This window comes from Vibrio sp. 10N.222.54.A3 (assembly GCF_041474095.1).
GTDB classification, from domain to species: domain Bacteria; phylum Pseudomonadota; class Gammaproteobacteria; order Enterobacterales; family Vibrionaceae; genus Vibrio; species Vibrio crassostreae_C.
In genome coordinates, this window is the sequence record NZ_JBFRTN010000006.1 from 63,355 (window position 1) to 88,492 (window position 25,138).

General features: G+C 44.5%; 16 protein-coding genes and 2 pseudogenes. 10 read left to right on the top strand and 8 right to left on the bottom strand.

What is annotated here, in order from left to right:
* Positions 1 to 93: 93 nt before the first annotated feature.
* Positions 94 to 918 (bottom strand): AraC family transcriptional regulator, encoded by an 825-nt coding sequence (locus AB4507_RS01365; protein ID WP_017065150.1) that lies wholly within the window; start codon positions 916 to 918, stop codon positions 94 to 96.
* 252 nt (positions 919 to 1,170) lie between these two features.
* Between AB4507_RS01365 and AB4507_RS01370 the strand changes: the two are divergent.
* A pseudogene (locus AB4507_RS01370) lies at positions 1,171 to 1,347 on the top strand (SUMF1/EgtB/PvdO family nonheme iron enzyme); the annotation flags it as partial.
* Between the two features lie 363 nt (positions 1,348 to 1,710).
* Positions 1,711 to 2,493, top strand: a complete 783-nt coding sequence (locus AB4507_RS01375) for a helix-turn-helix transcriptional regulator (protein ID WP_032546410.1) — start codon at positions 1,711 to 1,713, stop codon at positions 2,491 to 2,493.
* Between the two features lie 102 nt (positions 2,494 to 2,595).
* Here the strand turns inward: AB4507_RS01375 and pdxH are convergent, their stop codons facing one another.
* A complete protein-coding gene (gene pdxH, locus AB4507_RS01380) occupies positions 2,596 to 3,231 on the bottom strand; it encodes a pyridoxamine 5'-phosphate oxidase (protein WP_372182096.1) in 636 nt (211 codons plus the stop codon).
* 167 nt (positions 3,232 to 3,398) lie between these two features.
* Here pdxH and AB4507_RS01385 point away from each other — a divergent pair, with 167 nt between their 5' ends.
* The 6 genes from AB4507_RS01385 to AB4507_RS01410 all read left to right on the top strand — a co-directional run bounded on the left by AB4507_RS01385 (position 3,399) and on the right by AB4507_RS01410 (position 12,973).
* Positions 3,399 to 5,321: an ATP-binding protein gene (locus AB4507_RS01385; protein ID WP_372182097.1), complete on the top strand. Its 1,923-nt coding sequence runs from the start codon at positions 3,399 to 3,401 to the stop codon at positions 5,319 to 5,321.
* Positions 5,322 to 5,405: 84 nt separating this feature from the next.
* Positions 5,406 to 6,692 carry a sigma-54-dependent transcriptional regulator gene (locus AB4507_RS01390; protein WP_372182131.1) on the top strand — a complete coding sequence of 429 codons (1,287 nt, stop codon included), beginning with the start codon at positions 5,406 to 5,408 and terminating at the stop codon, positions 6,690 to 6,692.
* A 112-nt stretch (positions 6,693 to 6,804) separates the two neighbouring features.
* Positions 6,805 to 8,196: an HlyD family type I secretion periplasmic adaptor subunit gene (locus tag AB4507_RS01395; RefSeq protein WP_048660519.1), complete on the top strand. Its 1,392-nt coding sequence runs from the start codon at positions 6,805 to 6,807 to the stop codon at positions 8,194 to 8,196.
* 59 nt (positions 8,197 to 8,255) lie between these two features.
* On the top strand, positions 8,256 to 8,924 hold the full coding sequence (locus tag AB4507_RS01400) for a transglutaminase-like cysteine peptidase (protein ID WP_019823329.1): 669 nt from the start codon (positions 8,256 to 8,258) through the stop codon (positions 8,922 to 8,924).
* Between the two features lie 5 nt (positions 8,925 to 8,929).
* Positions 8,930 to 10,840: a LapD/MoxY N-terminal periplasmic domain-containing protein gene (locus AB4507_RS01405; protein ID WP_372102667.1), complete on the top strand. Its 1,911-nt coding sequence runs from the start codon at positions 8,930 to 8,932 to the stop codon at positions 10,838 to 10,840.
* An 18-nt stretch (positions 10,841 to 10,858) separates the two neighbouring features.
* On the top strand, positions 10,859 to 12,973 hold the full coding sequence (locus AB4507_RS01410; RefSeq protein ID WP_017065144.1) for a type I secretion system permease/ATPase: 2,115 nt from the start codon (positions 10,859 to 10,861) through the stop codon (positions 12,971 to 12,973).
* Positions 12,974 to 13,095: 122 nt separating this feature from the next.
* Here AB4507_RS01410 and AB4507_RS01415 read toward each other — a convergent pair whose 3' ends face one another.
* From AB4507_RS01415 to AB4507_RS01430, 4 genes are all read right to left on the bottom strand, one after another.
* Positions 13,096 to 14,766: a DUF342 domain-containing protein gene (locus AB4507_RS01415; RefSeq protein WP_372182098.1), complete on the bottom strand. Its 1,671-nt coding sequence runs from the start codon at positions 14,764 to 14,766 to the stop codon at positions 13,096 to 13,098.
* Between the two features lie 419 nt (positions 14,767 to 15,185).
* Positions 15,186 to 17,279: a GNAT family N-acetyltransferase gene (locus AB4507_RS01420; RefSeq protein ID WP_372182099.1), complete on the bottom strand. Its 2,094-nt coding sequence runs from the start codon at positions 17,277 to 17,279 to the stop codon at positions 15,186 to 15,188.
* A 93-nt stretch (positions 17,280 to 17,372) separates the two neighbouring features.
* The gene (locus AB4507_RS01425; protein WP_017061212.1) at positions 17,373 to 18,347 is read right to left on the bottom strand and encodes a ParB/RepB/Spo0J family partition protein; all 975 of its coding nucleotides are present in this window, start codon (positions 18,345 to 18,347) and stop codon (positions 17,373 to 17,375) included.
* 5 nt (positions 18,348 to 18,352) lie between these two features.
* Positions 18,353 to 19,570, bottom strand: coding sequence for a ParA family protein (locus tag AB4507_RS01430; RefSeq protein ID WP_017061213.1), 1,218 nt, complete (start codon positions 19,568 to 19,570; stop codon positions 18,353 to 18,355).
* A gap of 1,260 nt (positions 19,571 to 20,830) precedes the next feature.
* Here AB4507_RS01430 and AB4507_RS01435 point away from each other — a divergent pair.
* The gene (locus tag AB4507_RS01435; RefSeq protein WP_017071247.1) at positions 20,831 to 22,810 is read left to right on the top strand and encodes a replication initiator protein RctB domain-containing protein; all 1,980 of its coding nucleotides are present in this window, start codon (positions 20,831 to 20,833) and stop codon (positions 22,808 to 22,810) included.
* 380 nt (positions 22,811 to 23,190) lie between these two features.
* Here the strand turns inward: AB4507_RS01435 and AB4507_RS01440 are convergent, their stop codons facing one another.
* On the bottom strand, positions 23,191 to 23,709 hold the full coding sequence (locus tag AB4507_RS01440; protein ID WP_102320933.1) for a transcriptional regulator: 519 nt from the start codon (positions 23,707 to 23,709) through the stop codon (positions 23,191 to 23,193).
* Positions 23,706 to 24,491: pseudogene (locus tag AB4507_RS01445) on the bottom strand (ABC transporter ATP-binding protein); the annotation flags it as partial. The gene AB4507_RS01440 and the pseudogene AB4507_RS01445, both read right to left, overlap by 4 nt.
* Positions 24,492 to 24,778: 287 nt before the next feature.
* On the opposite strand from AB4507_RS01445, the gene AB4507_RS01450 reads away from it, so the two are divergent.
* A complete protein-coding gene (locus AB4507_RS01450) occupies positions 24,779 to 24,973 on the top strand; it encodes a hypothetical protein (protein ID WP_017061218.1) in 195 nt (64 codons plus the stop codon).
* The last annotated feature ends 165 nt before the right edge of the window (positions 24,974 to 25,138 follow it).

Genomic DNA, 25,138 nt, shown 5'->3' on the forward strand with positions numbered 1-25,138 from the left:
AAACTCCGAGTTTTTTGCTAAAAACTCGCTTTATTAACAAAACAAACACAAGGTCACATATGAAACTTTAAAATAATATGCCGTTTTGTTTCACTATTTAACAGAAATTTTCTTTTTGTATTGGGATGGTGACATGCCTTGAAGGCGTGAAAAGGTGTGAGTAAAGGAAGATTGACCGGAGAAACCAGCCAGTTCAGCGACCTGACCAAGGCTTAGATTACCTTGTTCAATTAAACGACGAGAACGGTCGATGCGCTTGCCAAGAACGTACTGGTGAGGGGTAATGCCCATTTGCTCTTTGAATAACATATGGAACTGGCTTTCACCCAAGAACACACTACCCGCAAGCTGCGCGACGGAGATCTTGTTTGCTAAATGCTGTTCTATGTAGCGATCCAACGCTTCAAGATCAAAGCGTGAATCTTTGATTGAGGTTTCAAATGCCGAGATGTGCCTTTGCATCAATGCAATCACCGTATCATTGCACGCACGGCTTAATAACAGATCATCCGGGCTCGCCTGCATCTCTTGTACCAGCATATGAATAAGCTTTTGAATTTGCGCATCTAATTGGAAATAGACGTTCGAAGACTCGAGCTGATTAATCTTCTCTAGCATCAGCGGGTCGTCATCGGTTGGCATAGGCATGTTGAGCACGAGAATATCCGACTGACCAACCACTCCGCCGAAAGCATGATCAGAGCTCGCTGTCACCACACAACCTTGTCCTGGGCCAACAAGATTCCCCTTACCACTCACTTCAAATTCCGCCTGACCTTTTAAACCAATCACCACCTGAGAATAATGGTGATCGTGGCAATCCATATGCGATGGCAAAGTGATGATCTCAGCAGGACGAGGGCCAGTAAGGCCTAGCGGAGAAAGGTCTAGGTTAGGAAAGGGTAAAGGTTTAGACATGACAGAAAAATACTCGGGTCAACATAGTAAGAATAATACTCTTAAATGCGCATAAGATGAATTTGTAAATGCTCATGAGAGTTATTTGCTCGCGAGAATGAAAAGATCATTATCGCGATCATCTTGATCATGCCTCCGGAAGGATGATCAAGAGTGTACAAACTACGGGCATTGTAAAACCAATCGTTCCGGCGAATTTAGGGGCTTCACAAGCAATCACACGAACACGAACACGAACACGAAAAACATTTTACAGGCTTCTACGACATGGTGGGTAATGTATGGGAATGGACAACCGTTCAGAAAGGCCTAGCGAAAGGTGGCGCGTGGAGCTTCTCTCCTGAAGAAGCAAAAGTGTTTAACGAACTGTACGTACCGCCTTCAACGGCAGCGAACTATCTAGGATTCCGAGTAGTACGAGAGCTGTAGGCTCCCAGTCATAGGCTCAGAACCCCAAATATTTACTCTAGGTTCTAAATTATCACATTGAGCAACATTTATAGGGGAATTCCCCCCTTATGCATAAGCACTCCTAGGAGTAGATTCGTCGATAGAGTAGTAAGTCACTCTGGGTATCAAATTGATGCCTCAGTTTAATTTACCTGACCCTCGTAAATTAGACTGAAAATCTTCTACATGTCGACAAGGCATATCTTGTCTTTAGCCAGCCCCTCTTCAGGCTGGCTTTTTTTTGCCTGATTATCACCCTTTATGCCCATCGATTCTCCGTGATTGACACAGTTAATCAACAGTCCGTTTAACTGTCAGTCCCCCTTATTTTTCGTACTCTAATTGCCATTGCAGCGCTATAAGAAACTGATATTATTGCAACATCGCAACACACGAGATAAAACCTTGCCAGATCCACTCAACTCCATACATCGTTCTTTATTCGAACAACTTCCAGGCTGCTGGGGCTGCAAAGATACTGACTCGGTCTTCGTGTACGCCAACCTTGCTTACAACCAATTGATTGGCTTAAAACCCAATGAGACTTGTACTGGCTTGACCGACTTCGACATGCCCAGTCAAACCACCGAGTGCGCACAAGATTTCAGAGCTCAAGACAAACATGTGATGGATACACGCAGTACCCTTAAGATTCTCGATATTCACCCCTATCCAGACGGACGCTGGCACGCCCATATCTTTACTAAAACACCATGGCTTGATGACGACGACAACGTCCAAGGCACCATCTTCTATGGCCAAGAGCTTACCGATACCGCGATCTTAGAGGTCGGTCATTGGGTTTGTCAGGCCACAGGAACAAAAGGCGATCAGGCATCGCTTGCGGGGTCAGAGCCGCGCGTGTCTAAGCTGCAAAAGCGGCTGACTTCGAGAGAATCAGAGGTGCTGTTCTTACTGCTTTTCGGCAAGAAACCACAGTACATCGCGTCGACGTTAAACATTTCAATCAAAACGGTCGAAGGTCATGTCGCTAGATTGAAACAGAAGTTTGATGCACGCAGTAAAAGCCAATTGATTGAGTATGCGTTGGATTCAGGATTGGGCTCAGTGATCCCAGAAACTCTGCTCAAAAAACAGATCTCTGTTGTTCTTCACAGTGACTGATTGACTGTTCAGCTGAAAATGCAGACAAAAAAATGCCGTTGATTTGATCAGTCTAATCAACGGCATTTTTGGATCTGTTAAGCAGCTAAGCGATCAAGCAGCCTAAGGCGCTAGGCGATCAATATCCCAACTGTTGTCTTGACGTGAGAACAAGAAACGGTCGTGCAAGCGGTGTTCACCACCCTGCCAAAACTCAATGCTATCTACACGTACACGGAAACCACCCCAGAAAGAAGGCACGGGAATCTCGCCTTTGGCAAACTTCTGTTTAAGCTCTAGATACTTACCTTCTAAAATCCCACGCGCTGAGATGCGGCTACTCTGCTTACTTGCAATCGCGGCTAATTGGCTCTCTTTTGGACGTGACGAGAAGTACTTCATATTTTCCATAGCCGTTAGCTTTTCAGCCGTGCCCGTAATATGAACTTGTCGCTCAAGTGGATGCCAAGGAAAGTGCAAACTGATTTTGCTGTTGTGCTCAAGCTGGTGCGCTTTACGGCTACCTAGGTTGGTGTAAAAAACGAAACCGTCTTTATCCACATTCTTCAGCAGAACAATGCGTTGGAATGGCTGACCATTTTCATCAACCGTAGCAACTGTCATGGCAGTAGGGTCCGTCAACTTCGCTTCAATGGCTTGCTCTAGCCATAAATTGAATTGCTCAATCGGGTCTGAGGCCAAGTCTTTACGTCTCAATCCACCCTTAGCGTATTCGCGACGAATATCTGTCAGTTCCATTTGCTTGCTCCTTTAAATTTTTTTGTGATTTTGCGCCGTAATCCTTTGAAACACAAGTCTAAGCCATGGTTTTGTCTCACAGAAGGTGCTCTGTGTTAACAAGATCTCGGTACTCTCTCCATCATATTGATAATCTTTATACAAACCGATGACAAGCTGAGATCCGAGTGACCAAAATACTGCCTAACCTAATGACACCCTTTGTTTTATTCTCATTGTTATTGGGAGCTGCAGGGCTGACCGCAACCCACTTTATGGCAGTGCAATTCCAAGAAAAAATCGTCACTCAGCAACTCGATGAAGCAGCAAGTAAAGCCAATCTACAAATCGACTCTGAATTGGATAAATTCAAACAGATCCCGGATTTGCTCAGCCATGACCCGCGCTTGCTCTCTTATTTTGACTCATCACCACAAGCAGACAAGATTTCCGCTGCGCAGCTCAATCAATTGCTATTTGAATGGTCGAATCAAAGCCAAGCCGACACCATCTATATTCACGATCCGAACGGTACTGTGGTCGCTTCCAGTAATTACCAAAAGCCTCGCACTTTTGTGGGTGAGAACTTCTCGTTTCGTCCCTACTTTGCTTCTGCCATTCAAGGTAACAACACACAATATGTCGCGCTAGGCGCTCGTTCGAACGTACGCGGTTATTTTCTGTCTTCACCTCTGTATATCGACAAGGAAATTGTTGGCGTTATCACCGTAAAAGTGAGCTTAGAAAATCTCGAAAACATCCTAACCAGCGACGATTTTGAGATCGTAGTACTCGACTCTAACCAAGTCGTCTTTCTATCAAGCCAAGCTCCATGGCTTTACCATTCATTGTTGCCACTAACTCAGCAACAACAAACGGATATCGCACTTCAACGCCAATACGGTCAAAGCGAAATTTCGATCATCGAAGCCTTTCGTTCTTCAAGCTCTCAGTCAGAAGCGAGCAATACCAATCAATCTAGCAACCTTCAATCCAATGAAATCCGAAAAGAGCTCACCGCCAACCAGTTATTCAAGCTTGGTGCTTTTAATCTTTACACTGCAACGGTCAGCAACAACCAGTACCAAGTTGTCGCACTAAAAGAGACCAGAGCTGAACTTATTAAAATCTTTCAGATCGATGTCATCTTCGTGGTGATTTACAGCTTGGTGATGCTCATCGCTTGGTCGTGGCGCCAGACTTATCTCGCGAAAGTGGCGTTGACCCGACTCAACCAAAACCTAGAGCAAACCGTTGATAAACGTACCCACTACTTGAAGCAATCCAATCAGCAGCTGCAACAAACCCTTTTTCAATACCAAGAGTCGCAGTCGAAGTTGAAACAGACAGAACAAGAGCTGACACAAACCGCGAAATTAGCGGTACTCGGTGAGCTGTCAGCCAGCATTAACCACGAAATCAACCAACCGCTTGCAGCACTGCGAACCTACAGTGAAAACAGCTTAAAGCTACTGGAAATGGAACGAACCGATTTAGTGAAAAGCAATCTTGAGAAAATGATTGGCCTCAACAACACCATTACCGACATCATCGCGCGACTCAAAGTCTTTACTCGCAAGGTCACCAAACAAGAACATCATGTGGCGAACCTGCATCAAGCGGTCAATAACGCCACTAGCATTCTCAGTGCGCTGATGATCAAGCAAGGCATTACGCTAAGGCTAAGCACGGTGCCAGATGACATCAATATTGCGATTCATCCAACCGAACTCGAGCAAGTACTAGTGAACCTGATTCACAACGCGACTCAAGCGCTGCAACAACAAGTTCTTGAACACAAAATCTTGCAGGAGCAACAAAACCTGGAAAGCGTTGACCAACAGGCTAGCCCACAGATAGGCATCGAATGGCAACTGCATCATGACGCTTGTCAGCTGATCATTTGGGATAACGGAATTGGCATGCCGAACGATAAGCTAGAACAGCTGTTCGACCCGTTTTTTACCACCAAACCGGAAGGCTTAGGGCTAGGGCTTTCAATATCGAAACGGATTATTGAAGCGTATCACGGCACGATCAGCGCGAACCGATTAGAGCCTTCAGGCATGGTATTCTCGCTAAGCATCCCGTTATATAACGATAAGGGCTAACACGCCGTTGTTATCGCTGATTAGAAAACGAATCTCACATACTGCTAATCTCACCTACAGCTAAGGAATCGGCTTTTGCACTCTATGCCTAAACTCTATTTTGTCGACGATGAACCCGCCATTCGAGACTCGGTAGAACAAGCCATGCTCATTGAAGGTATCGATATCGTCGGCTTTCCCAATGCTATTGAGGTATTAAAGAAAATAGATACCACGCAAGCCGGAATTGTCATCACCGATATTCACATGCCGGTAATGGATGGCATTCAATTAACGCAAAAGTTGCTGAGCCAAAACCCTCATTTTCAGGTCATCGTACTTACCGGACATGGTGACGTGCAAACCGCGGTATCCGCAATGAAAGCCGGCGCTTACGATTTTCTGGAAAAGCCATTTGTGGTCGATGCCCTACTCACTGCCGTTAAAAAAGCCGCAGATAAACTCGCACTGGTTGAAGAGAACAACCTATTGCGCAAAGAGTTGGCAATGCAAAATCAGGTTGGCCCAAAACTGATTGGTCAATCGCCATCGATGCAGGCATTACGCCGAGAATTGATCACCCTAGATACCAAAACCAACCCACTTCTATTATTTGTTGGTGATTTAGGGACGGGGAAAAGGGTCACTGCACAATACACCCATGATTTACACAGTCATCAAACCGCAGAGCTTTGCCCTGTCGCGGCGTTTAATTTGCCACGCAGTGACGAAGCGACATTCCATCAGTTTATTTTGCAACTGTTCTTGAAGCATCAAGGTGGAACACTCTATATCCATGAAACAGAAGCGTTAACTTCGCAGCAATGGCTATGGTTAGCCGCTCTAAAACCCACTCTACTTCGTGAAAACTCATGCAAGACCAATGCAACTTGTATCATTATCGCAACTACAGTAGTTCCGACTACAATTACAGGTGAACTGCGCCGATTTAATTTACTACCCTTGGCGCAAAGAACGGAAGATATTGGCTCTTTGTTCAAACACTTTGCTCGTGGTGCAGCCAGTCGCTATCAACTGCCGCCACCCGTGATTACAGAAAAAGAGATCCAGAGACTCATTGCAACGCATTGGACGGAGAACATTCGTCAGCTTCGCCAACATGCTGAACTCAGAGTGCTGACTCAAATTAAGCAGCCGTCGCTCGACAACGATACTAATGAGCAAAATGAACTCGATATGAGCATTGAAGAGCAACAACAGTCGTTAAACCAACGCACCGATAGCTTTGAACAAATTATCTTGATTGAGGCACTACATCGCCATCAAGGTCGTTTAAAAGAAGTACAACAAGAGCTGCAGGTATCGCGAAAAACACTGTATGACAAACTAAGAAAGCACCAACTCGATAAAACAGATTTCAAGAACCGATAAGTCTTAAAAAATATATAAATTCAAATATTTAAATGAGCAAAATCTTAACATTTATCAAAAGTAAGAATACACTCAATAGGCTTGCACTTTTATTTAGCGAACAAGGACTGTTATGAGTCAGAAAAATTTCAGCAAATTGAACGAGACCGAGCTTGAGTATGTCGATGATAAAACAGCGGCACTACTCCTCAATACGCCCACCAGTGCGCGAATTATGTTGTGGGTGATCGTTCTGTTTTTTATTGCTGCTATTGGGTGGTCTGCATGGGCAGAGATCGACAAAGTTACCGTTGGCCAAGGCAAAGTGATCCCTTCCTCTCAAATCCAAGTGGTGCAAAACCTTGAAGGTGGCTTAGTTAAAGAGATCTTAGTTAAAGAAGGTCAACGTGTTCAGAAAGGTCAGCAGCTACTGTTGATCGATGACACTCGATTCCGTTCGGACTTCCGCGAACGTGAACAACAAGTGGCGAACTTAACCGCCAACGTGTTGATGCTATCCGCTTCATTAACCAGTGTCGTCATTAACGAAGAGTTCTCTGTTGAAGAGTGGAAAAAAAGCGTGTTGCTTGATTACGGTAAACTCGCCTTTCCACCAAAATTCTACGAGCTTCAGCCTAAACTGGTTAATCGCCAAAAAGCCGAATATCGTCAAGATCTCAATAACCTAAAAAACCAACTTTCTGTTTTTGATCAACAAGTTGAACAGAAACAGCAAGACCTAGTTGAGATTAAGGCGCGGGTTCGCAACCTAAAACAGAGTTACCAGTTTGCTCGCCAAGAACTGGATATCACCAAACCCCTCGCCGATGAAGGTGTGGTACCACGAATTGAATTACTTAAACTGCAAAGACAAGTGAACGACACTCGCCGAGAAATGACCTCAAGCGAGCTAAAAATCCCTCTGCTACGCTCAGCAATCAAAGAATCCATGCTCAGCCGTATTGATGCCGCACTGAACTTCCGCTCCGAACAACAAGAAAAGCTCAATCAAGCGCAAGATAAGCTCTCTGCAATGACCGAATCTGCCGTTGGCCTAGAAGACAGAGTAAACCGTACCGTGGTGGTTTCTCCTGTAACAGGCACCGTTAAAACATTGGGTATTAATACTGTCGGCGGGGTTATCCAACCGGGTATGGACATCGTTGAGATTGTACCAACAGAAGACTCTCTATTGGTTGAAGCGAAAATCGCCCCGCAAGATATCGCGTTCCTACGCCCAGAATTGACTGCCATCGTTAAATTCAGTGCTTATGACTTCACTAAGTACGGTGGTCTAGAAGGCGTGTTAGAGCACATCAGTGCCGATACCACTCAAGATGAAGAAGGCAATAGCTTCTATATCGTGCGCGTGCGCACCGAAAAACACAATTTTGGACAGAACGAAGAGTTGCCAATCATTCCAGGTATGACCGCCTCTGTCGATATCATCACGGGTAAAAGAACCGTGCTTGAGTACATGTTGAAGCCACTATTAAGCGCTCAAAACAATGCATTAAAAGAGTAATGACGTTTGATGTTTGATAACGCCTTTCAATACACAGCAAATAGACAAGAGCAGAGGCTATGAAGTCTCGGATTTCGCTATTGCTGCTGGTCCTCACCTCTTTCACCTCTGTTGCGCTCAACAAGAGCGACCAACGGTGGATAGATGCAGTGACCAAAACCTACGGCGATAGAGCCGGAAAGCGAGTGGCAACATGGCGCTCAAATATGACGTCATACGACGGATTAAGTGAAAAAGAGAAGCTCAGGTCGGTGAACCAGTTCTTCAACCAGATGTACTTTGTCGATGACAACATACTGTGGGGAAAGAATGATTACTGGGCAACACCACTGGAATTTTTAGGCAGCAACGCCGGTGATTGTGAAGACTTCACAATCGCAAAATACTTCTCTTTGCTTGAACTGGGCGTCCCAGATAAGAAATTACGATTAGTGTACGTAAAAGCACTGGAACTAAACCAGTTCCACATGGTGTTAGCTTACTACTCAACACCGAGTGCAGAGCCATTAATTTTGGACAACTTAAACCCTGAAATTAAACGCGGTTCCAAACGCCCAGATCTAAGACCAATTTACAGTTTTAACGGTAAAAACCTTTGGTTGATCAAGTCGGCAGCAGGCAGCGGCAAGTTGGCAGGGAAATCTTCAAGATTGAGCTTATGGAACGACTTACGTTCACGTGAGCGCTCTCTAAAATTAAACAAACCCATTATCAATTACGATGAGTAGGTACAATGACTTTATATAAACAGCTTGTGGTCGGGATGGTTGCAGTGTTCATACTGCTGATGACGTCAGTTTTTATGATCGAATTCAATACCACCCGTGGATACTTAGAGGAGCAGCAACGCTCTGAGGTAAGTAATACCATTAATACTGTTGGACTGGCTCTCGCCCCTTACCTAGAAGAAAAGGACAAGGTGGCAGTGGAGTCTGTTATCAACGCCCTGTTTGATGGCAGTTCTTACTCAGTCGTTCGATTGATCTTTCTCGATAGCGGTGAAGACATTCTCCGCTCATACCCTGTAAAGCCAACTGGCGTACCAGAGTGGTTTACCAACCTAAACCTGTTCGAGCCTGTTCATGACCGCCGCGTGATCACCAGTGGCTGGATGCAATTGGCCGAGGTCGAGATCGTAAGTCACCCAGGCCCTGCCTACGATCAACTTTGGCAAGCATTCATCCGCTTACTGAGCATATTTGGCACGATCTTCTTGCTCGGTTTGGTGTCTATCTCTTGGATCCTTAAGCGCGCTTTACGCCCGCTCTCGTTGATCATTACGAAGATGGATCAGATCGCCAAGAATCAGTTTGGCGAACCTCTGGCTCGTCCAAAGACAAAAGATCTCACCTTGGTTGTCGATGGTATCAACCACATGTCGACTCAAGTTGAACTGGCATTTAAAAACCAAGCGAAAGAAGCTCAGAAGTTACGTGAAAGAGCATATATCGACCCTGTATCTCAGCTAGGTAACCGTGCTTACTACATGTCTCAGTTAACTCAATGGTTAGAGGAGTCGAGCTTAGGTGGTTTAGCGGTACTTAAAGCGGAGTTTATCAGTGAAGAGTACGATGAAAAGGGCTATCAAGAAGGTGATGCCTTGGTTCATCAACTGGCTGAACAGCTGCAAGCTTCAATTTCATCTCCAGATATCACCATCGCTCGTATTTCTAGTGACGAGTTCGGTTTCATCATGCCAAACATTGATGAGAGCGAACTGAAACTTGTCGCGAGCAGCATCGTAAACTGTATCCAGAGCCTAGGTTCAGACCCAACAGGCACTGCGAATCCACATATTGCTCTTGGTGTGACCTACAGCAACAGGCGTAAAACCAGTACTGAAATCATGTCGCTGGTGGATAACGCACTCTCAAGTGCCAAGGCGAATCGAGAACTTGCTTACGGCTACGTAACCGCAGACGATCACGGCGCAGTGATGGGCAAACAACAATGGCGTATGTTGGTTGAAGAAGCGATCATCAACGACCTCATTACCTTCCGTTTGCAGGCTGCAAACAATGCCTTTGGTAAAACGTATCACCAAGAGGTGTTCTCTGCGATTGAAAAAGATGGCGTGCGTTACGGTGCTAACCAGTATCTATACGCGCTAGAACAGCTTGAAATGAGCCACATTCTCGACCAATACGTTATTGAGAAGATGGTTGAAAAGCTCAATGCAAAAGAAGTAACCAGCCCAGTCGCTATTAATCTCTCGCCAAGCAGTATATCTCAACCAAGCTTCATCCGTTGGATCGGTAAGACGCTTGAACAGAATGCTTCAATCGCTCACCTATTGCACTTTGAGATTCCAGAAAACTGCTTCATCAACGTTCCGCACTACACGGCACTCTTGTGTAACACCATTCGCAACGCTGAAGCGGTGTTTGGTGTCGATAACTATGGGCGTAACTTCCAATCACTGGATTACATCAACGAATACCGTCCAAGTTATGTGAAACTAGATTATCTGTTCACACATAACCTTGATGACGAAAAACAGAAGTTCACCTTAACGTCGATCTCTAGAACCGCTCACAACCTAGGCGTCACCACCATCGCGTCTCGAATAGAAACTCAGACTCAGCTAGATATTCTGTCTGATAACTACGTAGAAGTGTTCCAAGGCTTCATTGTTGATAAATAGTTGTAAGGGTTATATCACATGCAAGATCCACTATTGAACTCACTGATCTACGTTAGCCGGTATTACGGGTTAGCTAACTCGCCCGAAGCGTTGATCAATGGGCTACCACTATCAGACGGAAAGCTAACCCCTTTCCTATTCCCACGTTCTGCTGAGCGAGCAGGATTGGTGGCGAAAGAAAACCGTTCCGACTTAGAAAAGATTCCTCACCTGATTCTGCCTGCCGTTTTACTGCTTAAACAAGGTGAGGCGTGCGTTCTCAACAGTATCGATTTAGAGAAGCAAGAAGCGGAAATCATTACAGCGGAAAGCGGAATGGTGCCAATCATCATTCCTGTCGAAGAGCTGAAAGAACAATTCATCGGCCGCTACTTCTTGGTAAAGAAGCAGTTTCGCTATGATGAACGTTCACCAGAGGTTCTAAAAACACGTAAAGGGCATTGGTTTTGGAGCACGATTTGGGAATCTAAAAACATCTACCGAGATGTGTTGATCGCCTCCATTCTGATCAACATCTTCGCAATTGCCGCGCCGATGTTCACTCGCTTGGTGTACGACAAAGTAGTCCCTAACCTCGCCTTTGAAACTTTGTGGGTGCTAGCGAGTGGTATCTTTGTCGTGTTCCTATTCGATTTGCTGCTCAAATTGATGCGAAGCTACTTCATTGATGTTGCCGGTAAGAAATCCGATATTCTCATTTCCTCCAAGCTGTTCAGTAAAGTACTGGGGATTCGTATGGAAGCGAAGCCTGCTTCCGTCGGTGCTTTCGCTAAAAACTTGCAAGAGTTCGAATCCATTCGTGAATTCTTTACCTCTGCAACCATTGGCTCGTTAATCGACTTACCGTTCGCACTGATGTTCTTAGCGCTAATTTGGCTAATGGCTGGAAACCTTGTATTCGTACCCGTTGCTGGCGTGGTCATTTTGATCGTCTATGCATTGCTAATCCAAGGCCCACTGCGCCGCACCATTGAAGAAGGCTCTCGTCTTGCTTCGCAGAAGTACGCAAACTTGATTGAGAGTTTGGCAGGGTTAGAGACGGTTAAGCTGTTCAGCGCGCAAAGTCAATTCCAATTCCGTTGGGAAGAAGCTGTTGCTCACATGGCGAATTGGAATATCAAAAGCCGACGCATCACTGACAGCATCCAAAACACCGCCGGCTTTGTTCAGCAAAGTACTAACGTTGGTATGATCATCTTTGGCGTGTATCTAATTGCAGAAGGTGAACTTACGATGGGTGGCTTGATCGCAGCAACCATGTTGAGCGGCCGAGCGATTGGCCCGCTTGTTCAGCTGTCTTTGCTTTCGACTCGTTACAACCAAGCAAAGTCATCAATGACTCTGATTGAGCAAGTGATGTCGATGCCTGATGAACAAGAAGAAGGTAAACGCTACATTCACCGTCCGATTATTCAGGGCCATATCGCGCTAGATAAAGTGACGTTCCACTACCCAGATTCACCAGTGGCTTCAATTAGAGACTTAACCCTCAATATTAGTCCTGGTGAGAAAGTAGCAATCATTGGTCGTATTGGTTCAGGTAAAACCACACTAGAACGTCTGATTATGGGCCTGTACAAGCCCACAGAAGGCCATGTACGTATTGATGAAACGGATATGGAGCAACTGCATCATGTCGACGTACGACGCAATATAGGTTGTGTTCCGCAAGACAGTAACCTGTTCTACGGTTCAGTAAGAGACAATATTACTTTAGGTCGTCCTTTGGTGGATGACCGTGACGTGATGGATGCAGCAAACCGTGCAGGGGTAACCGCGTTTACTCAACAAGATCCTGCAGGTTTGGAACGCCAAGTGGGTGAAGGTGGTGCCTTGCTGTCTGGTGGACAACGTCAGTCAATTGCCATTGCTAGAGCCTTCCTTGGCCGTCCGCCAGTGTTGTTGATGGATGAGCCGACCAGTGCTATGGATAACCGTTCAGAGATGCACATCAAACACCAACTTAACCAATTGCTACCAAGCGAGACGTTAATTCTGATTACACACAAAACGTCGATGTTGGACATTGTCGATCGAGTGATCGTAATGGAGAAAGGCTGCATCATTGCAGATGGTCCTAAAGCACAGGTTCTTTCAGACCTTAAACAAGGTCGAGTTAGAGCCGTAAGTTAGAGCGCTCAAGCCATCTAAATAAATCATTATCAGTAGAAACCATAAGGGGAGCATCAGCTCCCCTTTTTCTATTTGTCAGTATCATCACCTAAGCCAAGCATCACTTATGTTCAACACAAAGCCTACAAAGCAATATCCTCTTGCTCCATCTTAAATGAACATTGGATCTCGTATTGGTTGAATGAGAAAACACTTCCGCCGTGAGTTCGCTTGGTTGTGACTGTCTCATCACCAAATTGAATCGTCACTCGGGTATACACTTTTTCGTGTACCTCTACAGTACATTCAGCAAGGTTGGTTTCAAACTCTGCTTCGAGTGTATCTAACTGCGACTTTGTGTTTTCAATTGCGAGATTATTCTTCTCACGTTGCTGCTCAATTTCTAGGGCTTGCTCTTCGCTTCTCTCGGTTTTAGGGCGCTTCTTAAATTCTAACTCTTGGCGAATCACACCCATGGTTTGCTCTTGAGTGTGTTTATAAGCTTCCTTCAGCTCGGCTAGCTTTTGTCGGTAACCATCGTAGCGCGCAAAGCCATGTACTTTAGTTGCGGTGTCTCCCTCAACACCTAAGAAGACACATTCTACTTTTCCGCCGACTTTGGCTTCACCACCGCTGAGCGTGCCGTGTTTTTTCAAACTGTCCATCACGATAAGGTTGTTACCACAGCGAATGTCATTACTCATACTGTGCACACCAAGTCTAAGGTCGGTGGCCGTTTGTAGCTCAGCATTCTGTGCGTAGCTTGCTGTGATAGAGCCTTTACTGAATACCTTACAACTTTTTGGCTCCCCCTCTTTAGTCGTATGGCCGATAATGCCTTTGGCGACTTTGATATCCCCCTGGGCTTGAACTTCGGCCGATTCGATAAAGCCACCAACCGTAACACTTCCGGTCGCCTTGACGATCATCCCCGGCTCGATGTTGCCAGAGACGAAGACATTACCTTTAAATTTAACATGCCCAGTTGAGACATCGACGTTGCTGACACATAAGGCGTCATCCACTTCGATGGTTCGATCTTTAATGATGGGCAATCCAGGGTGTGAGGCGAGTAGTAAATTGGGATCTTCAGGGGAGATGTAGGTGCCCTTTCCTGGCTTGATTAAACTGTCTTGCCCAGGAAGCGGTGGGATAATTCGGCCTTGAACGGTAAAGCCAGCGATACCTTTGGTAGCGGGGGTACGTTTCATTAAGTGATCATTTTGACCAACGGTAATGGTTTGTCCCAAGTCTCGCATATCAATCTTGCCTTCGTCTTTGCTGCGAGGCTTCAAGACTTGGCGAGTAATATCTTCAACCAAAGCGGCAAACTTAGCATCCTTACCTTTTACTGGTTGTGTCCCTTTAGCTACGGGCTGAGTAAACTTTTCCCCGGGCTTAAGTTTGCTACTCATCATCAGAACTTTTCTGAGCGCTAACTTATTTATTCCTTTTGTTATTTGAGCTAGAGATAAGCACTGAATGATGTCGCTACCACGCAGTGGGTGTCCATTGTAGGGACCAGTGACCACGAGACTCGCCAACATCTCATCATCAGACAGTTCGACCGCAACAGTGGCATTTCGAACTTCAGCAATCAAGATTCCTTCATAAGCTTCACCCTTACCTTCTTTAGCAAGAGTAACGAAACGCAACACCTCTTCTTCGAAAAGAAAATAGTTTGATGCATTCAAAGCTTCCAAGGTTGGTGGCAGCGTCTTGTTATCAAAGCTTGCGTCAACCACAATCCCGGTTGGCAGACATGCCATTACTTGTTGCTTGTCTTCCGACAATGTAACGATGTTATCCCACATTCGAATTGAGTATCCCTAATGACTCAGTTGTTATTCAGTCTATATAATTCATTCTGCGCTGAGTATCACATTATTAGAATAATCAGCGTCACATCACTTACTTTCGATTCTGCAAACATGACTCATAAATAAGACTTACACATTTTATGATCTGCTTCGCCTTTACAAATACATAGGAAAATTTTTTCAGAATATTTCGTGCGATTGAATGTTGATTCGATGTAGGGCTAGATAGTAAAGGCGAATAGCTTTAGAAGATTAAAGGCTGTAGTGGAGAGATGAAACAGAAGTGATGTAACAGACAATCAGGGTAAAAACGGATTTGAATATGGAGCTTCAGTTTACAGTGTAAATCCAAGATTCTAATTTACACTGTAAATCTAATTTGTAGCGGTCAGTCTATTTAAATGATGGCTAGCCTATTTACACTGTAAATTTGCTAGCAAAACATCGACATCTTTACGAAACTGAATCTCTGCTTGTTTACGACCAACAAGATTAAACTGTTCAACACAAGTCCCCCACTCTTTCTGCTGAACAACCTTTGCGATGAGTAAGTCAGAAATACCTATGTTTCGATCGTTACTGAGTAGAATCAAGTTCAGTACGCTGAAGCTGATCGCATCATAACTGTTGCCACCGTTCACGTAATTTCTAACTAACTGAGTTTCAAACTCACTAACGGTGTGAACACTCTTTGGCAGCAGAGCTCGCACCATATCGGTTTCAAGTGAAACCAAAGAACCTGAAACAAGAAAACAGTAGCTACGCTCGAAGTGATTTTGAACTTGGTTTATCCAGCCTTGAGAGTTTGAGTGAAGCGCCTTAACCATCAGAACCGAGTGACAGCCACTGGCCTGATCTCGCTGGTGGCCGATGCGCACAGCTTCAAATTCACTACCACGCCAAAAAGAAATCAATTCGCTGGTCGCGCCAAAGCTTGTCGCCAGATAATCTGCTTGGCTGGTTTGCTGTGATAACTGAGCCAACATCCAACGGCCAATACCCAAACCTTGATGACGTGCTGAAACAGCAATGCGCATAACTCGAAGGCACCGACTGGTCGCCGCCTGAGTACAGCCGAATTGGTTTGCCAGTAATACAGAGGCAAGGTGACCTTGAGGCCTGCGTTTTCCAAGTTGAACTTGAGCAATCAACTCGCTGTCCAAACCACCCTCTTCCGTCACTAACATACAACCTAAACATTTATCTTGCTGCCAAGCGGCGTATAAACGGATTGCTGGATTGTTGAGAAATTGCATTAAGTCATTTGGCGACGTCTGATAGTGCGCATCCACAAGAAGAGAAAAACATTGCTGTAGCTGCTCAGGATTAGCCAAGCATTCTGCTTTTGATAACTCGACCAAGTTTAATTGGTTGATTGCCTCGGCAGAAAAGCCATCGAGTTCAGCAACCGCCGATTCACTGAGTGATGCGTCATTACCAAGTAGGAAGCAATCAAACAACCAAGCTTCTAGCGGATCGTTGTTATTCCAACGAATCGGTTGTTCGAGCTTAAAGCCTTTCCACCCTGGACGATGCTCAGAAAGCCAAGACTCAAACTTAATACCGAACCCTCGTCCACTGCCTTCGTAACCGTGTACCGTGGTTGAAAAGACCATACGGTGATAGATGTCGACCATGGATTTAAGCATCGGAATTGGAATTGCAGCTGCTTCATCAACCAATAACAGATCGCAATCAGGCTTGGATTTAAGTAATTCATCTGCTGCGACGAATCTTAAACTGCCACCTTGATGACGAATGTGAGTAGCGTTTACCACTTCGCAAGATTCTAACCCTTGGCTAGCATGAGAAAATACCGGCTCTACCGCTTTCACTGAAGGCGCGGTAACAATAATATTAAACCCGTGACGCTCAACTAACAGCTGCGCAGCGGCAATACCCAATGTCGAACTTTTACCACGCCCTCTATCCGCAGTGAGAATCAAAGGACGTTTACGATGTCCAGACACTACTTTTTTTACTAATTCAACAGCCGTGCTTTGCTGTTCAAATTTATCCAATCCGTTTTGGGCGCTTTGCATCTGAGGAAGAGCGTGAGTTGCTTGAACTACATCGCCGGCTTCATTGTGTTGTGAAACAGAAATCAGTTTATCGAAATGACGTTTTAACCAACGTTGGCCAAAGCTTTCACTATCTTCAGAGGCATTAACTTTTGGCGGCAACACCAACAACAACCCACCACCAACTAACGAACCCAACGCGGCACTAAAACCATTCGCATCGAACTGCTCTCTAAAATCACAAACAAGAACTTGGCACTCACGACCAAGCAGTTGTTGGCCTTTTTTTACTGGAGCATGAATCACACCTTCAAATGGCGTACCGCCAACCTGGAAGATGCTCGGAGTGTTTGAATCTTGAAGGAAGGTAAAAACAGCTGAGTTTTGCCAATCAAATTCGCCATCAAAGACCACGCCGTAACGGTGATCGTTATGTTGAGCAATATTAGAAAGTGTATGCAGAAAAGTGTTGGTTGGGTTTGTCATAGTTAGCGTCCAGATTCATCTAAACACAGTTTATCACAGCCAAATAAAAAGCCGCATAAAGCGGCTTTAGAGGAGTAATGAAAAGTCGTCGACTTAGTCGAGCTTCGATTGTACGAAGGCGAGGATTTCTTCCATTGTTGCGTCATCAACTTTCTTAAGGTTCAACGCCAAGTTTGAACCCTTGCGGCTGTATGATACGCGGCCCTTAATAAGCTCAACTTTTGGAGAAGCTTTCTTCGCTGGCGCTGGCGCCAATTCAAGAATCCAACCTTCCAATGTTTCGGTCACGTCTTTGGTTAGACGAGTTACGCCTTGAGCTTCGCTACGCTGCCATACAAAACCTTCAGAAGCATCACACTTAGTAAGCAGTGTTTGCTGCTGTTCACTCGTCAATCCACCAAACTGCTTGTGCAGTTTAACAATAGTTGGACGACCAAGGTCGCTCACATTTGGGTAAGCTTGTAGCAATTCAAGTGGCAAAGCGGCTGCTTTCAATGCACCACTCACCAAAGCTTCACTGCACTGGAACATTTTAGCCAGTGCTTTCTGATCTTCAGCTTCGCCTTTATCCAGCTTCGCTTGCATCTCTTTGCCCTTCTCGTAAAGAGAAAGCGGTTTATGAGCGTTAGCTACGTCTGATAGGAACTTAGCGTGTTCGCCGTTAATGTTTTCAGCAACATAGATTAGGAACTCTTTGTCAGCCAAAATACATGACATACGACGACGGCTACCATCAAGAACTTCAATCTTACCGTCTTTGTTCTTACGACCAACCGCTGGGTATTGCTGACCACGTTCTTTCAATGTTGTAAGAACATCAGAAAGCGCGTGCTCGTTTAAGAAAGATTGCTCACGAGCGTTCTCTTCAAAAACAACCGTTCGAGTAGCCACTTCAGCCGCAGGAATTCGAACCAATTCAAATGAAACCAAATCTTCGCCAGCAACAGAAAGCTCAATCACTTGAGCCTGCTCTTTTGCCGCTGTTTGCGCTTCTTGTGGTGTTGCTACGCGACGTTTGTTTGCTTTACCAAATAGCTTTGCATTTAAGTCAGATGTTTTAATTGCCATTGTTGTTATCCCTGATTAAGTGAAGGCCAGTTGCTATGTAATACGCGCTCTAATTCTAGAGCACTTTTTTGTACTGCGTCTTGAGCAACAGCTAGAGTTTTCTTACCGCCCTCAAAGTCGCTCACCGTTAGATCGAAAACCGTGCTGTAAGTGTCGGCACAGGTTTCAAAAGCACGGCTTCTTGGAATGGTTGCCATCATTACTTGGTCATTCAACAGGTAGTTCATTTCAGTCAGAACTGACACCTGTTTCTTGTTGTCGTCTTCAAACATGGTTGGCATTAGACGAACAAATTCGAGCCCTTTCCAGTCATCCGGGAACATTTCGTAAACCGTTGGTAAGTGCTGGAAGAAGTTAACCGTTGAAGCCCAATCCAAACGCTTAGCTGCACATGGAATCAGAAGTGCGTTCGACGCGTACATTGCATTCCATACTAGAGGGTCAACGTGCGGGCCGGTATCAATCATAATCACATCGAAATCATCGGCGATTTTGTCGATAAGCTTCTCTTTTAACAGACGAACAATATCAAGTGACTGATCTTGTGAAAGGCTTTGCCACGCTTCAGCGTTAAACATCGCATCTTCTGGGAAAGCAGAAATTGTCTTCAGGTTTGGATACTGAGTTGGCAATAGTACGTTCTTACGAAGAAACTCTAGATCGACATCTTGGCCTTCAGGCACATTGTCCAACATGATATCGACGGCAGAATAGATGCTGTCGTGCTCTGCCCCACTAATTTGTGGATTTAGGAACAGACGCAAAGAGCCCTGTGGGTCCAAGTCAATCAGACAGATACGGTAGCGCTTATCCAAATTCAGAGACAAACAAGCGGCTAAGTGAACTGCTGTCATTGATTTACCCGTACCACCCTTCTGGTTTTGTACGTTGATAATCCATGGCTTATTGTCAGCGTGCTGCTTACGTTCATGGAACTTCGGCACTTCTGCCGCGTCCATCAACATGTGAGCTTCTGTCAATGAAATCGAGTAATGATTAGCGTTGTTCTTTGTGAACTGATGGCCATCAGCTTCAAGTTTAGTGATCGCTTCATCGAGCTTACGACGCGTTAAACCAGAACGAGTCTCCATCATAGCTTTAGACATTGGAGGGAAATGTTCATCACTTCGCTCTTCCAAAATAATCTCAATTCGGTCAGCCTGAACTTGTTGAGTTTGTTCGGCTAGCTGATAGAGCTTATCAATCGTTTGTTCTCTTTTCATTGCCAGTTTCCGTAATGATTAACTAAGTACAAATTGTACAGCGATTAACAACAAACACAACAAAAACATGAACATACATTTATGAGTAAAATCACATAAAATAGACCGCGTTTTTACAATTTGATGAAACATCGCCTTAGACAAACACAAAAATGACTGTTTCTATCATGTATAACCATGCTATTTCTAGTCTACATTTTAAATGTTACAGCATCACTTATTTACAATGTAAATGGAATTTCAACGAAAAACCTTCGGAACGATTGAAATACAACCGTAGATTACGGTTGGTGTGATTTGCATTCGAATTTATAGATTTTCAATCCAATAAAAATTAAAAAACACTCAATGACCAAAAAATTCAAAACAGAAGAGAAGATGGGGTGTCAAAAAACAACAGAGGATTGGAACTTAACCGGAAGAATGATCATGGAGCACATCCAGTGTAAGATAATTGATAACGCCAAATTATGAAGCATGATCAAGGCGTAAACTGAGGAATATTGATCCGAGCAACTGCAGATTGGAAATGATCAACCTCCGGAAAAATGATCAAGTAAACATAGTTCCGGAAGCATGTAATTTATGAACTAAGTTACGGACAAATGCTTTTGGAATGGGGATTCAACGCCTATAAGGGCTCAATGATTGAAAATTCAATCGACACAGACCAAGAATACACAAACATGACAATTTCATGATCATGCTTCCTAGTTAAGACCCACCCGCTCTAAATACATCAAAGCAATCCATTTCCAGCGGATACAGACTAAATTTTGCACTCAATAGGGTAGGAACGATAAAAAAGTATGCTCTCTTGATCATTGTTCCGATAGATTGGCCACCACAAGTGTCCACTTAGACAAGTCAAAAGCGACTTAGAAACCGATGTTGAATTCCGATCTGTGGATAAGCTGTATAAGTATAATGATCATGCTTTCGAACCAATAATGATCATGCTTACAATGACTTAATGATCATCGTTCTGATGTTCTGTGATCATGCTTTCTTAAGTTTAATGATCATAGTTTCGGAACCTTTATGATCATGCTTTCCAAGGCGATTTATTTTAATGCTTTAAATTCAGCCACTTATAAGCAAAATTACGTCCAGATCATTAGATCACTTAATCATTTAAGATCATATTAATCAAAAAGATCAGTTATTTAAAAGCCAATAAATTCTCTTTATTTATGATCATTCTTTCTTTATCATTCAGGAACTATAGTGAAATTACGGTTAGTGTGATACGGATCAAAAATGAAACCAGAAGAGAAATTGTTAATTAAGGCACGAAGCCACAAAGATGGTCATTTATTTGAGGTATCTGAAACAGCCGTTGAATGGATAGAACAATATCAACACTTCAAAGGTGTCACCAAAAGCATAGTTGAGCTTCTTAACCTAATTTCACTTCGTGGGTTTAGCAGTAAAGACGGGTACGTTTCCACCACTGAGATTATTGAATCAACCGATGGTCAAGTCACTCGCGCAGCCTTACAGCAAAGGCTGAGAGCTGCAGTTAATATCGGATTGTTCAAACAAATCCCCGTTCGCTTTGAAGAAGGCCTTGCTGGTAAAACTATGTTGCATCGCTTTGTGAACCCAAACCAATTGATATCGGTGCTGGGTGCCACCAGCTTAGTGACAGAAAGCGTGAAGCAAAATGAAAAGCAAAAGCGCTCTAAAGCCCTAGCTCAAACCAAAGTAAACAAGCGCTTACTGAATGAACATGGGTTGAATACCCCACCAACGATGAAAGATGAAGCGGATCAATTCATTGTTTCGCCAACCAATTGGGCGGGGATTATTGATCAAGCGTTAGCGCCACCTAGAACTCGTAAGAGCTACCAGAAATCCATGGTTTCGATCTCTGGCACTCGCGCTGTGATCGAGACACGATCTTCTAAAAATATCATGACCGTTGACGATCTGATGACGCTATTCGCGTTATTCACTCTCACCGTTCAATATCATGATCATCACCAAGATGATTACCATCTAGACGCGAAACACACGCCAAACAAAACACCACTCTACATCACTGATATTTTGTCTTTACGTGGCAAGAAAGACAGCGGCCCTGCACGTGATTCTATCCGCGACAGTATTGATCGTATCGAATTCACGGATTTCCAACTGCACGAGCTTACAGGCCGTTGGCTTAGTGAGAACATGCCAGAAGGCTTCAAGAGTGATCGTTTCCGATTCTTAGCTAGAACCATTACCGCATCGGAAGAAGCGCCTACAGAAGGCTCTGACGGCGAAATTCGCATTAAACCGAACCTATACATCCTGGTTTGGGAGCCTTCGTTCTACGAAGAGCTGCTGACGCGTGACTATTTCTTCCTATTTCCGCCAGAAATCCTGAAGCAACATACCTTGGTCTTCCAAATGTATTCGTACTTTAGAAGCCGCATGGCACGTCGTCATTCAGATAGCATGTTGCTCAGTGAGCTCAACCAGAAATTGGCGCGTAACATCGATTGGCGTCGTTTCTCGATGGATCTGATCCGCGAGCTCAGAAAGCTGGGTGAAGTCGGGGATCAAGAAGATACCTTCCTGGTTAATCTTTGGGGTTATCACTTGACGATCACCGCGTTGATCGAAAAAGGGAAAACGACCGATTATCAGGTAGATATCAAATGTAATGTGGAAGAGGTCTTACGTTACTCAAGAGCGCGTACCACTAACGCGGGTAAGCGTAATATGGCACCAACGCTGCCGAACCCACTTCGTAACGAAATGGTGTCTAAGCAGAAACTGGAAGAGCTGTCTGAGATTATCGACGGTGAGTTTGAGCCCATTCAGCGTAAAGCACCGTCGCCAAGAGGTAAATTGGGACGTCGAGTTAAGCAGCGTAAACACTCTGTTGAGATCAACGCTGACGAGATCATGATTACTCTCTCTAAATATACCTCTGCAGAGGCTCTAGAACGCAGCATAACGGCTTTATCTGCTATGACAGGGCACTCACATGCCTCAATCAAAGAAGAGTGCTCAGAGCTCATTGAGAAGCTTGATTGGTTGAGAGTAGGGGAGGACGTTATCCCATACGAAACACTGAGTCGCTTGATTGAGCTATATAACGACCGAGATAGCACCAGCAATCGACATCTGTCCATTGAACGTTTGATCTCTGGTTTAGCGGTGCGTCGTAAAGTGTGTAAACAAGTTCATGAAGGTCATTTAGACGAAAACGTGTTCCTTGCGCTCGATGAAATGGCGATTGGCCACTAGTCATTATCCTATCGCGATAAGCCTGTTTTACCGACGCTGAATGGATAGTTTTGAAGACATTAGGTGCTGATTAAAATCGCACCTAACGCTGACAAAGTGATGACAAAGTAGCGCATCTAGTTGATTATTATTTATCCCGAATAGACAACCTTTGTCCTTTCTTGTGATTAATAGATTGGCTCATATTTTGTTACATCATACTGAATAGATTTTTGCGAGTTCCCAAGGGACTCGCTTTTTTTTGCCTAAAATTCAGTCAATCATTAAAATTCAATAGCTTACAGAGTTAAACGCCGAAGCATGATCAAGGCTCGATCATGCTTTCTACGGATCTAGCTCTGGTGAGATTCTGATTTGATGCTTGATCGAGAAGGGCTTGATCAGTGGAGATGGCGTTGAATAATGCCTTGATCATCGTTTCGGGGATGGGTTGCCATAAAGCGTACATGCGACTCGATCAATTTTTCAGACTCTGCTTTCCAACGTGGTTCTTGCTGTTGGTTCGTAAACTCCAAAGCCAATACACACAAGTGTTGTAGCCGCTGTGTACACCACTCTTGCAATCCTGCTTCTGATTTTGGGTCACATGACACCGCTTGCAGCTTACTGTAGGCAAACATTAGGTATTGGTAGGCTTTATCTTGATGGCTTGAGCTGTTGGCCTCCTGCGAAGCCAAGTCCGGATTCGATGAATCCGCGAGGTGGCGATAGAAAGTAAAGATTCTCAGGCATCCGTCTAGCCAACATGCGATGCCTTTGCTCTGCTCATCCGTGATCAATGGCCCCCAGAGCGCATCTGGAGGCGTTAAGATCAAAGGTTCTAACCGGTCCACTTGATCATGCTTTCGGTCTTTGTACCAATCTCCGATCCGCTCTAACCAAGTGTCTAGTTCATTCATGCAACGTTATCCCACTGTTTTACAAAGTGATTATCAGAAACTTGTTTGATTTCATGCTGTATTTCACTGCTCTGCTCTCGAATACGATCAGCGTCTATTGAATAGTTTGGCTCATTTTTGACGAGTTCGCCAAATGGCAGATCGGGATCTGGTACGGCAGAGATCAACAACTTAGTGTACGGGCGTTGTGGATTGGTCAAGATCGACTGGGTTGATCCCCACTCGACGATCTGCCCTTTGTACATCACCGCCGTCTCTTCTGCGATGTAATGTGCCGTGGCAAGGTCGTGGGTTATGTACAAAAAGCCTATGCCTAACTCTTTCTTCATTTTTTGCATCAAGTTCAACACGCCAAGTCGAATCGAAACGTCCAACATCGAGGTGGGTTCGTCAGCAAGAATAACCTCAGCGCCAACGGCCAGTGCTCTGGCTAGGTTAACCCTCTGTCTTTGGCCCCCACTGAGCTCGTGCGGGTATTTGGCTAGCGTTTCGATGGGTAACTCCACCAGCGTTAATAACTCTTTGAGGCGCTCTGTGAGAGCCTGTTTAGTGGCTACCTGTTTATGGATCTTAAGTGGGCGCGTTAAATGGTGATCAATAGTGTGAGTGGGATTGAGTGAACCAAAGGGGTCTTGAAAAACCATTTGCACACGGCTGCAATAATCCAAGATATCTTTACGGCTTTTCAGAGTAGAGATGTCTCTGCCTTTGAACAGTATCTCTCCCTCTGTCGCAGGGTAAACCTTGGTCATCAATCGTGCGCAGGTGCTTTTCCCGCAGCCTTATTCTCCGGCTAAGCCGAAAATCTCGCCTTAGCCTATGTGAAAGCTAACGGATTTGATTGCATTGAAAGAGGGGAAAATGAGAGTTGGATCAAACCACATTTCTTATGGGGAATCTTTTAAATATAATTGCAGAAAATGGCTTTGGCAAAGTTTAAATGAGGCATTTATTAATTAGCTTTGTGAAGCGTCGGAATCATCACACTTCAGTACAGAATTTCTTAACAAGCGAAAAAGCATTTGCTACAGATTACCTGTCCATTACATGGTGCTTTTCGGAGGAAAACATGTCCATTAATTCTATCAACCATGATGAAATGACAAATATTGCAAACAAGTGGGATGCTGAAGAAGAAGTATCTTTCAAACCAGAAAAGAAAATGAAGTCTGCTGAAGCTCGTCGTCGTATCGAGACTCTAAGAGAAATTAGAGAAAGCGGTTTGAGTCTGGAAGAAGCGAGGGAGCTAGGTCTTATTCACTAATAATCCCCATTGCATTTAGAAGGGTGGCACAACGCCACCCTTTGATTTATAAGTGTTTTTTCATGTTTCCTATCCAGATTTAATCAACTCCTTGATTCTTTGGCTCACTGTTCCGTTTAGCCTATCCCTTGTGATATTACGCTTTTCAGATGAAAAACACGCACA

Coding starts and splice junctions, on each gene's coding strand:
- AB4507_RS01450 (WP_017061218.1), top strand. CDS start 24,779: ATGTCCATTAATTCTATCAACCATGATGAAATGACAAATATTGCAAAC.
- AB4507_RS01440 (WP_102320933.1), bottom strand. CDS start 23,709: ATGAATGAACTAGACACTTGGTTAGAGCGGATCGGAGATTGGTACAAA.
- AB4507_RS01425 (WP_017061212.1), bottom strand. CDS start 18,347: ATGGCAATTAAAACATCTGACTTAAATGCAAAGCTATTTGGTAAAGCA.
- AB4507_RS01410 (WP_017065144.1), top strand. CDS start 10,859: ATGCAAGATCCACTATTGAACTCACTGATCTACGTTAGCCGGTATTAC.
- AB4507_RS01435 (WP_017071247.1), top strand. CDS start 20,831: ATGAAACCAGAAGAGAAATTGTTAATTAAGGCACGAAGCCACAAAGAT.
- AB4507_RS01405 (WP_372102667.1), top strand. CDS start 8,930: ATGACTTTATATAAACAGCTTGTGGTCGGGATGGTTGCAGTGTTCATA.
- AB4507_RS01415 (WP_372182098.1), bottom strand. CDS start 14,766: ATGTGGGATAACATCGTTACATTGTCGGAAGACAAGCAACAAGTAATG.
- AB4507_RS01395 (WP_048660519.1), top strand. CDS start 6,805: ATGAGTCAGAAAAATTTCAGCAAATTGAACGAGACCGAGCTTGAGTAT.
- AB4507_RS01430 (WP_017061213.1), bottom strand. CDS start 19,570: ATGAAAAGAGAACAAACGATTGATAAGCTCTATCAGCTAGCCGAACAA.
- AB4507_RS01420 (WP_372182099.1), bottom strand. CDS start 17,279: ATGACAAACCCAACCAACACTTTTCTGCATACACTTTCTAATATTGCT.
- AB4507_RS01390 (WP_372182131.1), top strand. CDS start 5,406: ATGCCTAAACTCTATTTTGTCGACGATGAACCCGCCATTCGAGACTCG.
- AB4507_RS01365 (WP_017065150.1), bottom strand. CDS start 918: ATGTCTAAACCTTTACCCTTTCCTAACCTAGACCTTTCTCCGCTAGGC.
- pdxH (WP_372182096.1), bottom strand. CDS start 3,231: ATGGAACTGACAGATATTCGTCGCGAATACGCTAAGGGTGGATTGAGA.
- AB4507_RS01400 (WP_019823329.1), top strand. CDS start 8,256: ATGAAGTCTCGGATTTCGCTATTGCTGCTGGTCCTCACCTCTTTCACC.